The 13,735-nt window shown below is 73.2% G+C and carries 10 protein-coding genes and 2 pseudogenes; 6 read left to right on the top strand and 6 right to left on the bottom strand.

Annotated features, from left to right (window positions below):
• Positions 1 to 221: 221 nt before the first annotated feature.
• Together ACFVH5_RS16675 and ACFVH5_RS16670 are read left to right on the top strand one after the other, a co-directional pair.
• Positions 222 to 1,028 carry a MerR family transcriptional regulator gene (locus ACFVH5_RS16675; protein WP_385834413.1) on the top strand — a complete coding sequence of 269 codons (807 nt, stop codon included), beginning with the start codon at positions 222 to 224 and terminating at the stop codon, positions 1,026 to 1,028.
• Positions 1,025 to 1,678 carry a hypothetical protein gene (locus ACFVH5_RS16670; RefSeq protein WP_385834411.1) on the top strand — a complete coding sequence of 218 codons (654 nt, stop codon included), beginning with the start codon at positions 1,025 to 1,027 and terminating at the stop codon, positions 1,676 to 1,678. The genes ACFVH5_RS16675 and ACFVH5_RS16670 overlap by 4 nt, the downstream gene beginning before the upstream one ends.
• On the opposite strand, the gene ACFVH5_RS16665 is transcribed toward ACFVH5_RS16670, so the two are convergent.
• A complete protein-coding gene (locus tag ACFVH5_RS16665) occupies positions 1,629 to 3,134 on the bottom strand; it encodes an RNB domain-containing ribonuclease (RefSeq protein ID WP_385834410.1) in 1,506 nt (501 codons plus the stop codon). The two genes, ACFVH5_RS16670 and ACFVH5_RS16665, sit on opposite strands and share 50 nt — an antisense overlap.
• 90 nt (positions 3,135 to 3,224) lie before the next feature.
• Between ACFVH5_RS16665 and yaaA the strand changes: the two genes are divergently transcribed.
• Positions 3,225 to 4,019, top strand: coding sequence for a peroxide stress protein YaaA (yaaA, locus tag ACFVH5_RS16660; RefSeq protein WP_385834409.1), 795 nt, complete (start codon positions 3,225 to 3,227; stop codon positions 4,017 to 4,019).
• Between the two features lie 89 nt (positions 4,020 to 4,108).
• Positions 4,109 to 4,768, top strand: a complete 660-nt coding sequence (eda, locus tag ACFVH5_RS16655) for a bifunctional 4-hydroxy-2-oxoglutarate aldolase/2-dehydro-3-deoxy-phosphogluconate aldolase (RefSeq protein WP_385834408.1) — start codon at positions 4,109 to 4,111, stop codon at positions 4,766 to 4,768.
• Positions 4,769 to 4,845: 77 nt separating this feature from the next.
• Here the strand turns inward: eda and ACFVH5_RS16650 are convergent.
• From ACFVH5_RS16650 to ACFVH5_RS16635, 4 genes and pseudogenes are all read right to left on the bottom strand, one after another.
• Positions 4,846 to 5,508 (bottom strand): annotated as a pseudogene (locus tag ACFVH5_RS16650) (histidine phosphatase family protein); the annotation flags it as partial.
• A 409-nt stretch (positions 5,509 to 5,917) separates the two neighbouring features.
• A complete protein-coding gene (locus tag ACFVH5_RS16645; protein ID WP_384812631.1) occupies positions 5,918 to 6,661 on the bottom strand; it encodes a zinc ribbon domain-containing protein in 744 nt (247 codons plus the stop codon).
• On the bottom strand, positions 6,658 to 7,497 hold the full coding sequence (locus tag ACFVH5_RS16640; RefSeq protein WP_385834407.1) for a Nif3-like dinuclear metal center hexameric protein: 840 nt from the start codon (positions 7,495 to 7,497) through the stop codon (positions 6,658 to 6,660). The genes ACFVH5_RS16645 and ACFVH5_RS16640 overlap by 4 nt, the downstream gene beginning before the upstream one ends.
• 89 nt (positions 7,498 to 7,586) lie before the next feature.
• Complete coding sequence (locus ACFVH5_RS16635) at positions 7,587 to 8,630, bottom strand: ABC transporter substrate-binding protein (RefSeq protein WP_385834405.1); 1,044 nt, start codon at positions 8,628 to 8,630, stop codon at positions 7,587 to 7,589.
• Between the two features lie 206 nt (positions 8,631 to 8,836).
• On the opposite strand from ACFVH5_RS16635, the pseudogene ACFVH5_RS16630 reads away from it, so the two are divergent.
• Positions 8,837 to 9,976: pseudogene (locus ACFVH5_RS16630) on the top strand (hypothetical protein); the annotation flags it as partial.
• A gap of 2,424 nt (positions 9,977 to 12,400) precedes the next feature.
• Positions 12,401 to 12,577, top strand: a complete 177-nt coding sequence (locus ACFVH5_RS16625; protein ID WP_384812552.1) for a hypothetical protein — start codon at positions 12,401 to 12,403, stop codon at positions 12,575 to 12,577.
• Positions 12,578 to 12,675: 98 nt separating this feature from the next.
• Here ACFVH5_RS16625 and ACFVH5_RS16620 read toward each other — a convergent pair whose 3' ends face one another.
• Complete coding sequence (locus ACFVH5_RS16620; RefSeq protein ID WP_385834404.1) at positions 12,676 to 13,719, bottom strand: 3-oxoacyl-ACP reductase; 1,044 nt, start codon at positions 13,717 to 13,719, stop codon at positions 12,676 to 12,678.
• Positions 13,720 to 13,735 lie beyond the last annotated feature (16 nt).

Genomic DNA, 13,735 nt, shown 5'->3' with positions numbered 1-13,735 from the left:
TTCACGCCCGTCCGTCTCCCCCATGGACCCACCTCTTCCGGACACACTTCCTCGGGGGTGCAACGCCCTCGGCCCCGTTTCCATGCCCCGGTTCCATGCCCCGGTTCCATGCCTCGTTTCCATGTCCCTTCGCCGTGCTCCGTCGCCGTGCCACATTGCCGTGACCCGCCGCCGTGCGGCTCGCTTGACCTTGCCGCAACGTCAACGTTTCTACTGAGGGCATGCGGATCGGAGAGCTCGCCGCGGCCGTCGGCGTCACGACGCGGACCGTGCGGCACTACCACCACCTCGGGCTGCTGCCCGAACCCGAGCGGCGCCCCAACGGGTACCGCGACTACGGGCTGCGGCACGCCGTCGCGCTCGCCCGGATCAGACGGCTGACCGAGCTGGGGCTCGGGCTCACCGAGGTACGGGACGTCCTCGCGGACGACGCCGGCCGCGACCTCGCCGAGGTGCTCGCGGAACTCGACGACGACCTGGCACGCCAGGAGGCGGCGATCCGGGCGAGGCGGCTGCGGCTGCGCGCCCTGCTCGACGGGGGCCGGATGCCCGCCGAAGGTCCCGTCTCCCCCGAACTCGCCGCCATCTTCGGTGAGATGACCCGGCATCCGGAACCGGCGATCGCCGCGAAGGACCGCGAGATGATCGCCCTCCTCGAAACGGTCGCCGCCCCGGAGGACCGGGAGCGCCTGCTGTCCGCGCTGCGCGCCACCGCCGATGTGCCGGGCGCGCTGGAGCGGACGCAGGCGGCGTACACGCTGCTGGACGAACTCGCGGACGCCGACCCTGCCGACCCGCGGGTCGAGGAGGCCGCCCACGCCCTCGCCGACTGCCTCCCGGACGAGGCCCTGACCGGCCTGGACCTGGACGGCCTCGGCCCGGACGGGCCCGAGACGAACGGCGGCGGGTTCCTGAGCGCCTTCCTCGACGAGTTCCCGCCCGCGCAGTCCGCGGCGGCCCTGCGGACGATCCAGCTCCTCGTGGACCGTGCCCGCCCCGGACACGGTCGCCCGGAGCGTGGGCGATGACGGCCAGACGCGTACGGCGGCTCGTCGCGCACGAGGGGCGGCTGCTCGCGAGCATCGTCCGGTGGGTGGCCCGGCGCCCGCACGGTGTCGGGCCGGGACCGGGGCGAGGGCGGGCCTTCGGGTACGCCCGGGGACAGGGCGCGATGATGTTCGGCTTCGGGTTCGTGTGCGTCCTGGAGAGCGCCTGCATGGCGGTGCTGCTGCGGAACCATCCCGCCGTGCACCGCGTCGTGCTCGCCCTCGACGTCTACACGCTGCTGCTCGTCGTCGGTCTGCACGCGGCGTCCGTGACCCGCCCCCACGTCCTCGGCGACACGGTCCTGCGCGTCCGCCGCGCCGCCCATGTCGATCTGCGCGTGCCGCTCTCCGCGATCACCTCCGTACGACGGGAGTTGGTCACCACGCACGAGCGGACCGAGGGCCGGCTGGATCTGGCGGTGGCCGCGCAGACCACGGTCACCCTCGAACTGGCCACCCCGGTACGGCACTTCACCTTCCTGGGGCGCCGCCAAAACGTACGAGTGATCCGCTTCCACGCGGACGAGTCCGATGAACTGGTACGCGCGATACGCGACGTCATGCCGGCGCTCACGCCCACGCTCACGCGGGAGCGAACAGCACCCTCGCCGTCCCCGGGTCGGCCCGGGTGAGGCGTACCCGCAGCCGCTCCCCCAGCGGCAGCGTCGTACCGTTCCCGCTCTCGATGCGGGCGACGACTGCGGGAGTCTCCAACTGGACGGTGCCCACACCGGGTTCGCGTTCCTGTACGTCCACGACGGTGCCATCGAAGAGTTCGCCGACGCGGTCCTTGAGCAGGGCCGCCTCGACGATGTCCACGCAGCCGCGTTCGGCCTGGCCCGCCCTGCGGGTGCCCTCGGCCATCCGCGCGGGCAGTTCGTCGAGGGCGGCGAGCACCCACTCGGGCGGGACGGCGTCCGCTGCGGCGGCCAGGGACAGTTCGGAGGCGTACCGGTCGACGAGGCGGCGCAGCGGGGCCGTGCAGTGGGTGTAGGGCGCGGCGACGGCGGCGTGCGTGGTGATGTCGGGGACCACGCCGTCGCGGAACGGCGTGTAGCCGGCGCCGCGCAGCAGCGTCGTGCACTCCTGGAGGAAGGCCGCGTGGTGCGGCCGGTGCGGGTCGAGGGAACGGATGAGACGCGCGTACGAGACGTGGTGCGGCCAGTCGATGCGCAGCGCCTGCGCGGTACGCCGCAGCCGGCCCACCGCGCCGTCGGGGGCGGCCGGGAGCGTCCGCAGGATGCCGGTGCCGTGCGCGAGCATCAGCTCGGCGGCGGCCATGCCGGTGAGGAGGGAGATCTGCGCGTTCCAGCCTTCGGCGGGGAGCGGGGCGCGGTAGACGAGTTCGTACGTGCCGTCGTGATCGCGGGTGCTGCCCGGCGCGACCCGCTCGATGATCTCCTGTTCGGGGACGTCGAGGGAGATGCCGCCGCGGTCCACCTCCTGCTGCTCCCGCAGCAGCCCGATGTCCTTGAGGAGGGCGAGGGGTTCCTCGGCCGTGCCCGCGTCGATCTGCCGCTGTACGCCCTCGTAGTCGAGTTTGGCCCGGCTGCGGACCAGGGCGCGGCGTACGTCGGTCGAGGTCGGGCTGCCGTCCGCGTCCAGGTCGATCGTCCACAGCACGGCCGGACGGGTGCCGTCCGAGAGCAGGCTCGCGGCGCCCTCGCTCAGCACCGGCGGGTGCAGCGGGGTCTTCCCGTCCGGGAAGTAGAGCGTGGTCACCCGGCGGTGGGCCTCGGCGTCCAGGGCGGCGCCGGGCACGACGAAGGCGGCGACGTCGGCGATCGCGTACCGCACGCGGTAGCCGTGCGGGCGGCGCGAGAGGTGCATCGCCTGGTCGAGGTCGGTGGACGTGGGCGGGTCGATGGTGAAGAGGGGGATGTCCGTCGCGTCGACCATCGCGTCGACCGTCGCGCCGCGGTCCGGCGGCGTCGGCTCGCGGGCGGCGCGTTCGGCCTCGGCGAGCACGTCCGGCGGGAAGTCCTCCGGGACACCGAGTTCGGTGCGCAGGGCACGCAGCGCGGTCCGCAGCGGGGCCCTCGACGGGGCCTCGGCTGCGCCGGTCACACGTATCTGGCGGCGGGGCACACGACGAGCGTAGGACGGGGTGGGGCGGGCGGCACCCCGTAGGCTTGCGGGTGCTCCGCGTACGTACCGAAAGCCCCAGGGAGATCCGCCGTGCTCGTGTTGTTGCCGCCGTCCGAAGGAAAGGCTCCCTCCGGGCGGGGCGCGCCGCTGAAGCCGGAGTCGCTGTCGCTGCCGGGGCTCGCCGAGGCGCGGCAGGCGGTCCTCGACGAACTGGTCGAGCTGTGCGCGGCCGACGAGGAGAAGGCGCGCGAGGTGCTCGGGCTGAGCGAGGGCCTGCGCGGCGAGATCGCCAAGAACACGGAGCTGCGGACCGCGGGGGCGCGGCCCGCCGGCGAGATCTACACGGGTGTGCTGTACGACGCCCTGGACCTGGCCTCCCTCGACGCCGCGGGCAAGCGGCGGGCGGCGCGTTCGCTGCTCGTCTTCTCTGGGCTGTGGGGCGCGGCCCGGGTGACGGACCGGATTCCCTCGTACCGCTGCTCGATGGGGGTGAAGCTGCCCGGCCTCGGGGCGCTCGGCTCGCACTGGCGTGCGCCGATGGCCGCCGTGCTGCCCGAGATCGCCGGGAGCGGGCTCGTACTGGACCTGCGGTCGGCGGCGTACGCGGCCGCGTGGAGGCCGAAGGGCGAGGTCGCGGGGCGTACGGCGAACGTACGGGTGCTGCACGCGCCGACCCGGAAGGTCGTCAGCCACTTCAACAAGGCGACGAAGGGGCGGATCGTACGGAGCCTCATGGAGACCGGGGTCGCGCCGTCGGGCCCGGCGGAACTGGTGGAGGCGTTGCGGGACCTCGGGTATGTGGTGGAGGTGGCGGGGGCGGGCGGCTCGGCGGCGGGGGCGGGCAAGCCGTGGATGTTGGATGTGTTGGTGGACGAGGTCCACTGAGCGCTGCTGAGCGTTGTTGAACACTGCCGGTTGTTGCAGCATGCGCAACGACCTTTGCGCATGATGCGCGCTGCGGGCAGGATGACGGCATGTCGCCCTCGCCGCTGCCCTCGTCGTCGTCTTCGCCGTCGCCCCTCTCCGTGCTCGAACTCGCGCCCGTCGTGCCCGTGGTCGTCGTCGAGGACCTCGCGGACGCCGTTCCGCTGGCACGGGCGCTCGTCGCGGGCGGGCTGCCCGCGATCGAGGTGACGCTGCGGACGCCGGTGGCGCTCGACGCGATCCGGGCGATCGCGGAGGGAGTGCCAGGGGCGGTGGTCGGTGCGGGCACGGTCATCTCGCCCGCCCAGGTGACGGACTCCGTCGCCGCCGGGGCGCGCTTTCTCGTCAGCCCCGGCTGGACGGACACGCTGCTCGACGCGATGAAGGAGTCCGGGGTGCCGTTCCTGCCGGGGGTGTCGACGACGTCGGAGGTCGTGGCGCTGCTGGAGCGCGGGGTGCGTGAGATGAAGTTCTTCCCGGCGCAGGCGGCCGGTGGCACGGCGTATCTCAAGTCGCTGGCCGGGCCGCTGCCGCAGGCCCGTTTCTGTCCCACGGGAGGGATCGGTCCCGCCGTCGCCCCCGAGTACCTCGCCCTGCCGAACGTCCTCTGCGTGGGCGGAAGCTGGATGCTCCCCCCGGACGCGACCGCCTCCGGCGACTGGCCCCGAGTGGAAAACCTCGCCCGAGAGGCGGCGGGCCTGCGCCCGTAGGGGTCGCCCGTCAGGGCGCCTTCAGGGGCGCGGGGAACGGCGCGACGAGCCCCCACCGCCCCGCAGCCAAAACACGCTCAGCTCAACGCAGTGACCTCGTTCAGCAACCTCACACTCGCGTTCCCGTCCGCGTAATACGCCACCTCCGACAGCGACGCCGCCGACAGTTCCATGCGGAACATGGCCTCCGGCGGGGCACCCAACGCCAGCCGCACCAACGTCTTGATCGGCGTCACATGCGACACGACAAGCACGGTGCGTCCCGCGTACGCCGCGAGCAGCCCGTCACGAGCGGCCTCCACCCGCCGCGCGACCGCCGCGAAACTCTCGCCGCCGCCGGTCGGTTCGGCGTCCGGTGAGGCCAGCCAGGCGTTCATGTCGTCGGGGTGGCGCTCCCGTACCTCCGCGAAAGTCAGGCCTTCCCAGGCGCCGAAGTCCGTCTCGCGGAGGCCGTCCTCGATGTGTACGTCCAGGTCCAGACGGGCCGCCGCGAACTCCGCGGTTTCGCGGCAGCGGGTCAGGGGCGAGGACACGATGGCCTGTACGGTGCCGCGCGCGGCCAGGGCCGTGGCGGTGCGCTCCGCCTGGTGGCGGCCGGTGTCCGAGAGGGGTGGGTCGGTGCCGGCGCCGGCCCCGCGCCCGACTCCGCCCCCGCTTCCTGAGAAGCGCTTCTGCGGGGTGAGGGGGGTTTCGCCGTGGCGGAGGAGTACGAAGGTGGTGGGGGTGCCCAGGTCTGGGGGGCGGGTCATGTCTTTGGCTGCCTGTACGTCGGTGTTGCGGGGGTTGGCGTTCGACTGACGGCCCGTCGTGGCTGAGCGCGCCCCCCTGCGGGGCCCGGCCTTGGTACTGCGGGGGCGGCGGAGGTAGCCCATCGGCTGACGGCCCGTCGTGGCTGAGCGCGCAGTTCCCCGCGCCCCCTGCGGGGCCCGGCCCTGGTGCTGCGGGGGCGGCGGGGTTGGCATTCGGCTGACCGCCCGTCGTGGCTGGCCGCGCAGTTCCCCGCGCCCCCTGCGGGGCCCGGCCCTGGTACTGCGGGGCGGCGGGGTTGGCATTCGGCTGACCGCCCGTCGTGGCTGGCCGCGCAGTTCCCCGCGCCCCTTACGGGGCCCCGCCTGGGGCCCCGCGGACCGCGGACCCGGGCGCGGGGCCCTACAGGCCCGACTCCGACGTGCGGATCAGGATGCGGCGGCAGTTCTCGCAGCGCAGGACCTGGTCCGGGGCCGCCTTCTTCACCTCGTTGACCTCGGTGATGTTGAGCTCCAGGCGGCAGCCCTCGCAGCGGCGCTGGTAGAGGCGGGCAGCGCCGACGCCGCCCTGCTGCTCGCGGAGCTTCTCGTAGAGCTTGAGGAGGTCGGCGGGAACGGTACCCGCCACGACCTCGCGCTCCTTGGTCAGCGTGGCGCTCTCGCCGTCGAAGGACTCGTAGGACGCGTCCCGGCGGCTCGTCGCGTCGTCGATCTTCGACTGTACGGACGAGACCCGCCCGGTCAGCTCGCCGACCCGCTCCTGCGCGGACTCGCGGCGCTCCATGATCTCCAGGACGACGTCCTCAAGGTCACCCTGCCGCTTGGCCAGCGAGGTGATCTCGCGCTGGAGGTTCTCCAGGTCCTTGGGGGACGTGACGGCGCCGGAGTCCAGCCGCTGCTGGTCGCGCGAGGCGCGCTGGCGCACCTGGTCGACGTCCTGTTCCGCCTTGGTCTGCTCGCGGGAGCAGTCGCTCTCCTCGGTCTGGGCGGCGACGAGCAGGTCGCGCAGCTGCGTGAGGTCCTTGGTCAGCGACTCGATCTCGTCGTGCTCCGGCAGCGAACGCCGCTTGTGGGCGAGCTGCTGGAGGCGGGCGTCGAGGGACTGGACGTCGAGAAGTCGGATCTGGTCGGCGGGCGCGGCGTTCAGTTGGGGGCTCCAGGTGAAGGGGAGTGGGAGTTCCACGGATCGGTGACCGTCTTCGAGACATGGACCCGCAGGTCCCAGCCGTGACGGTCGGAAATCTCGTCGAGCTGGGCTGCGGCCAGCTCGCACCAGGGCCACTCGGTGGCCCAGTGCGCCGCGTCGAGCAGCGCGAGAGGACTGTGGGCGCGGGCCTCGGACGCCGGGTGGTGGCGCAGGTCCGCGGTGAGGAAGGCGTCCACGCCCGCGGCGCGTACGTCCTCGAAGAGGCTGTCGCCGGAGCCGCCGCTGACCGCGACGGTCCGCACGAGCGCGTCCGGGTCGCCGGCCACCCGGATGCCCTGCGCGGTGGCGGGCAGCCGTTCGGCGGCGCGTGCGGCGAACTCGCGGACGGTGACCGGGTGGTCCAGTTCGCAGACCCGGCCGAGGCCGCGGCGGCCCGCCGGGTCGGCGGGGTCCGGGACCAGGGGGCGTACGACCCGCAGGTCCAGCGCGCCCGCGAGGGCGTCGCTCACCCCCGGGTCGGCGCGGTCGGCGTTGGTGTGGGCGACGTGCAGCGCGATGTCGTTCTTGATGAGGGTGTGCACGACCCGGCCCTTGAAGGTCGAGGCCGCCACCGTCGTCGTACCGCGCAGATAGAGCGGATGGTGGGTGACCAGCAGGTCCGCGCCCAGCTTCACCGCCTCGTCCACGATCTCCTGGACCGGGTCGACGGCGAACAGGACACGGGAGACCTCCTGGTCGGGGTCTCCGCAGACCGTCCCGACCGCGTCCCATGCCTCCGCGCTCCCGGGGGGCCAGAGGGCGTCGAGCGCGGCGATTGCTTCAGACAGACGGGGCACGAACAAAAGGCTACCTGCCTTGTGTCCGTGCCCTGCCGGTCGCGGGTGACTCGACCAGCCGCGACCGTACGCCCCTACGCGTTCCCCGCCTACTTGGCGAGGTGGTCCCTGAGGTCGTCGAGGACCTCGTCGGCCGCGGTCACGCCGAGGCCGAGGTACCAGGTCTCGTCGGGTACGTCCTCGGCCTGCCCCTTCTCGACCGCGCCGAGCTTCTTCCAGAGCGGGTTGTCCTCGGCGCTCGCGCGGTCGGTCTTCTTCGCGTCGCCGTAGACGCCGGTGAAGATCCAGTCGGCGTCCGCCTCGTCGATCTTCTCGGGGCTGATCTCCGCCGCGAGGTCGTTGATCTGCTGGTTCTTCGGCCGCGGGATGCCGACGTCCTGAAGGATCGTGCCGACGAAGGACGCCTTCGCGTAGAGGCGGATCATGCCCGGCAGATACCGGAGCATGGTGACGGTCGGCTTGTCGGGGCCCAGCTCGTCGCCGAGGGCCTTCGCCTTCTTCTCGTACGCCGCGATCTCGTCCTTCGCCTCGGCGGTCCTGTCCAGCGCGGCGGCGTTGAGGAGGTAGTTCTCCTTCCAGGTGAAGCCCGGGCGGATGGAGAACACGGTCGGCGCGATCTTGGAGAGCTGCGGGTAGAGCTTGGCCGCGCGCAGTTCGCTGCCGAGGATCAGATCGGGCTTGAGGGCCGCGATGGCCTCCAGGTTGAGGGCGTTGATCGTGCCCACGTTCTTGGGGGTGCCCGCGTCCTTCTTCAGGTACGAGGGAATGCCGGCCGAGCCCTCGGTGGGCGCCCAGCCGACGGGCCGCACGCCCAGGGAGACGACGTTGTCGAGCTCGCCGACGTCCAGGACGACGACCCGCTTCGGCTCGGCCGTCAGCTCCGTCTCTCCCATGGCGTGCTCGATCGTGCGGGGGAATTCCCCCGCCCCGGCCGTGGTCCCCATCTTCGCCGTCTCCACGGCGGCCTTCGCGAAGTCCTCACCGCCCGTGGCGACGGACTTGCTGCCGCTGCCGTTGTCGGACTTCCCGGAGCCGGAACCGGAGTCCGCGTCGCCCGACGAACAGGCGGCGAGGGACAGCGCCGCGGCCAGGGTGAGGGCGACGGCGGCGGAGCCGCGGCGGCGTGGGGGCATCAGACACACTCCAGTGATCACTCAGCCGAGGCACAGGTCGTACTTAGGCAGCCCTAACCATAAGCACCTCCACTCCCGTCGAGCACACCCGCCCCCGTTCCCTCAGGTGAATCGGAACGGGGCCACTCTTATGTGTGAAGGGGCTGCCCGCAGGTCCCACGTCTGTGCGTGCGAAAACTAGTTTCGTCGCCGGAGGTGACCGAACGATGGCGGCCTGTGCGATCGAGTCCGCGGCGTCCGAGAACGAAAGGGCCGTGCGGGCAGGGTGCGTGATCACCGTCGACGGGGCGTACGCGGCCCGGCTGGCCCGCAGCGGCGAGTCCTGGTTCCCGGAGCGCTGGACGCTGGACGGCCCTGAGCCCTACGCCGTGCCCCTGCCGGGCAACCAGCCCGAGGAGCCCGGTACGGAGGTGCTGCCGATGACGGACGGGCGGGTGCTCATCCACCGGTTCACCGACGGGCGGCACGCGTTCTCCCTGCTGTACCCGACGGGTCCCGGGACGGGCGAGGTGCCGCTCGGCGCGGTGGAGTGCCCCGAGCCGGGCACCGGGCTGCGACTGCTGCCACCGGCTCCGGGCGGCACACGGGCGTACGCGCTCGCCGTGGGCCGGGGTTCGACCGCGGTGTGGCTGGTGGCGGGCGGCGCGTTCGGGCCCGAGCACCTCGCGGAGATCCCGGGACGCTGCTCGGGCGGGGTGTGGCTGGGCGGCGGGGACCGGCTGCTCGCCCTGGACCGGGAGTCGCAGGGCAGGACCAAGACGGTGGTGGTCGACCTGGAACGCGGGGGCGAGATGTCGCCGCTGCTGCAGATCTCCGAGGAGAGCAACGACCGGCTGCTGCTCGCGGACGCGGACAGCGGGCTGCTCCTGATCCGCTCGGACGCGCCCTCTCCCGGGCAGGAGCGGCTCGGCTGGGGTGTGCTGGGGAGCACGCTGCCCGTCCGCTTCCCGGAGTGCCTCCAGCCGGCCGGCTGCACGGTCACGCCGTTCGCGATCCAGCCGGGTCTGGTGCTGACGCCGGAGAGCTGCGGGGTGGCGCTGCGGATCGACGGCGACGGCGGCGCCGGTGGCTCGGGCAGCTGGCTGGGACTCTGGCGCCCGACGGAACGCCACCTCCACCAGCTCCCCCCGCCGGAAGGCTGGCTCACCGGCTCCGGCCGATGGACCAGGGACGGAGTACTTCAACTGCCCTACGCGACGGGGGCGGTGCCGTGCGGGGTGGCACGGGTCCAGGCATCGACGGAGATGGGTGACGCGGCGGGTACGGCTGAGGCCCCCCAGGAGCCGTCGGAACCGAAACCGGGCGTGGGGGCGGCCCGCCCGGTACCGCTCCAACAAGCCCCCTTGACGGCCCAAGCCCTCGCCAACGCCTTCGCGGGCCGCAGGGCGGCACAGGCGGCGGGGCGGGGACGAGGACCGGGCGGGGCCCCGTACCGGGCCCCGGGTGGGGCTCCGGCCCCCCGGAGGCCAAATCCGGGAACGGCTCGGGGCGAGGCTCCGGATCGCGCTCCGGAGAAACCTCAGAACGCACCTGCGGGCACCGCTCACGGCAGGGCACGGAACGGAACCGCGGGCAGGACTATCGGCTGGGGCCAGGCGGAAGGCCGGACTGCGGGTCCGGCCCCGGTCCGCCGCGAGACGCAGAGCGGAGCGCCTGGCGGAACGCCGGACGCAGCCCGCGGCGGGGCGTCGGATGAGGCAATGGGCGGGATCCCCGGCTGGGGGCCGGAGGGAGGCCGAGGCACGGCCCCGGGCCCAACCCGCCGCGAGACACACGGCGGAACACCCGAGTGCACACGGGACGCAGCCCGCGGCAGGACGCCGGATGAGCCTCAGGGCGAGATCCCTGGCTGGGGGCCGGAGACAGGCCAAGGCACGTACCCGGACCCAACCCGCCGCGAGACTGCGGGCGGAGCACCCGGCGGCACGCCGAAGGAAAATCGGGGCAGCACGCCGGATGAGGCTCGGAGCGGGACCTCCGACTGGGGGCCGGAGGAAGGCCGCGGCGGGGCGCCGCGCGTAGCTCGCGACGCGGCGCTTGAAGGCACTCCGGGCACGACTCCCGACCGGGCACCGGCGAACGGCCAAGCTGCGGCTCCGGAACTGGTCCGTCGCGAAGCTCAAGGCGGAGCATTCGGCGGAACGTCGGAAGGCAGTCAAAGCAGGACGCCGAACACGCCCCAGAACAAGACCCCCGAGTGGGGGCCGGAAGCAGGCCGCGGCAGGGCGCCTCACCTAGCTCGCAACGCGTCCCCGGGCGCAGCCCACGACACGGCGCTCGACGGCACCCCGGGCACGGCCTCCGACCAGGCACCGGCAAACGGCCAAGCTGCGGCGCCAGAACTAGCCCGCCCCGAGGCTCAGGGCGAAACACTCCATGGCACGCCGGAAGAAAGTCGGAGCGGAACGCCGAACGCGGCCCAAGACAGGACCCTCGGCTGGGAGCCGGAGGAAGACCTCGGCAGAGCAGCACACCTAGCTCGCGACGCAGCGCTCGACGCCACCCCGCGCACGACACCCGACCAGGCACCCGCAAACGGCCAAGCCGCGGCTCCAGAGCTAGCCCGCCGCGAGGCTCAAGGTGGAGCACTCGGCGGCACGCCGGACGCGACCCAAGGCCAGATCCCCGACTGGACACCGGAGGGCGGTCGCGGCGCGGCTCCGGAACTAGCTCGCGGCGCGGCAGCCCCTGTGGCTCCGGGCGGAGCTTCCCTCAGAGCTGCCGAAGGAGACCCGGGCAGCACGCCGGACGACGCCCCCGGCCGCACTCTCGGCAGGGCTCCCGAGGTAGGTCGAGGCGTGGCCCGCGACAGGGCGCCGGCCGAGGCCCCGGGCCTGGCTTCTGGCGGAACGCCGGAGGGAAGTCAGGGCCGGGCGCCGGGCATCGCTGACGGCTGGGTGCCGGACCGAATCCCGGACAGGGCCCCCGACGGGGCTCGTGGTGCGGCCCCGGGTCTGACTCCTGGCGGAACGCCGGAGGGAAGTCAGGGCCGGGCGCCGGGCATCGCTGATAGCTGGATGCCGGGCCGAATCCCGGATACGGCCCCCGAGGGAGGCCGCGGTGCGGCTCCGGGCCCAGCCCCCGGCGGCACACCGGACGAGGTCCCCGGCGGGACGACCGGAGGAAGTCCGGGCAGGGTGACGGGGCTGGTCCGCGGCGGAACGCCGGACGAGAACCCCAGCGGAACGCCGGACGAGGTCCCCAGCAGGACAGCCGAAGGAAATCCGGGCAGGGTGATCGGGACCACGGACGAGGAGCCGGTCGCGGCGGCCCAAGGCAGTCCGGGCAGTGGCGGGACGCCGGGCGGAGGCCCGGGCGGGGCTTTCGGCTTGGCGGGGGCGGGAAGTCCGGGCAGGGTTTCGGGGGGCGTTCTCAGTGGGACGCCGGACGGAGACCCGGGCGTGGGGACCGGTGACGGGCTCCGCCTCGGTGCCGGTTCTTCCGGGGCCGGAGACGGGCTCCGCCTCGGTGCCGGTCTTTCCGGGGACGGGGCCGGGACCTTCCCGGCGGCCACGCCCCCTGCACCCCGTACGCACCACACCCCTCCCCCCACACCCCCCGAGCCGATGCAGCCGCTACGTGTTGAGCGGGTCAGTTGTGAGGCGCCGGCTGACTTTCGGGGGCTTCGGGTGGGTGCCGGGGGCGGGTCGTCTCCGAGTTCTCTCAAAGTGACCATCGAGTAGCCCCCACCACCCCTCGGGCCGGTCACGACCGACCGTTAGAATCTCCGGCGCTGTACCGAAGGATCTTGCTGACGGGGTGAATTCCAGATGAGCGAAACGAACACCATGGAGACGACGGCCACCGACCTGCGGGGAACGTCGGCGCAGGCCGACGACGACGGTGGCCAGGGCCGGCACCGGGGGCCCGTCTCCGCACAGGAGGACGGGGCGATCCCCCGTGGCCGGCACCGCAGGCCGGCCGAGCAGTACGACACGGGGGTCTGACCAGACCTCGGGCCGCGAGACGACACGGCCCCGTCCGACACTCGTCGGGCGGGGCCGTTCCGCATGGGGGCACGAAAATCCTTGCCTACGATCCTTGCCTACTCGTGCTTCAGGGCCAGTACCTCCGCCGCCGCGAACGTCTCCCCCCGCGGCCGGTCCGCGTAGTGCGGCGTGAGCAGCGCGTCCAGTTCGTCGTAGGTGAAGGCGTCCTGCTTGGTGTCGAACTTCGCCGCCACCCGCGGCCGTTCGACGACGGCGACCATCCCGCCGTGCACGACGAGCAGCTGGCCGTTGACGTGTGCCGCGGCCGGCGAGGCCAAGTAGCCGACGAGCGGGGCGACATGCTCGGGCGCGAGCGGATCGAGTGCGTCGAGCGAGCCGAGCGAGTCGCGCGGACCGCGCCGCCCCCCGGCATCCTGCCCCTGCCCCGACTCCTCCATCGGCTGCTCCCCCGGCTGCTGGAAGCCCGCGAAGACGTCCGCCGTCATACGGGTCCGGGCCCGTGGGCAGATGACGTTCGCCGTGACGCCGTACTTGGACAGCGCCAGCGCCGTCGAGGTCGTCAGTCCGACGATCCCGCCCTTCGCCGCGGCGTAGTTGGGCTGTCCCGCGGAGCCCGCGAGGAACGCCTCCGAGGAGGTGTTCACGATCCGCCCGTACACCGGCGAGTCCGCCGCCTTGGACCGGGCCCGCCAGTGCGCGGACGCGAAGTGGGTGGTGTTGAAGTGGCCCTTCAGATGGACGCGGATCACCGAGTCCCACTCGTCCTCGGTCATGGAGAAGACCATCCGGTCCCGCAGGATGCCCGCGTTGTTGACGAGGATGTCCAGCTGCCCGAACTCCGCGATCGCCAACTCCACCAGTTCCCGGGCCTGTTCGTGGTCGGCCACATCTCCGGTGTGCGCGACCGCCCGGCCGCCCGCCGCCCGGATCGACGCGGCGACCTCCTCGGCGGGCCCGGCCGACGCGTCACCGGAACCGTCCCGGCCGGGCTGTCCGTAGTCGTTGACGACGACAGCGGCCCCCAGCCGGGCAAGTTCCAGCGCCTCCGCCCGGCCGAGCCCGCGCCCGGCCCCCGTGACGACCGCGACCCGCCCCTCGAGCGGCGGACGTGGCGGGTGCGGCAGACGTGGCAGTGACATGGAAGTCCCTTCGGCT

It is taken from the genome of Streptomyces sp. NPDC127119, from assembly GCF_042677425.1.
Classification (GTDB): domain Bacteria; phylum Actinomycetota; class Actinomycetes; order Streptomycetales; family Streptomycetaceae; genus Streptomyces.
The sequence above is the reverse complement of the archived record's forward strand: the minus strand, read 5'-3'. Positions and strand labels throughout refer to the sequence as shown.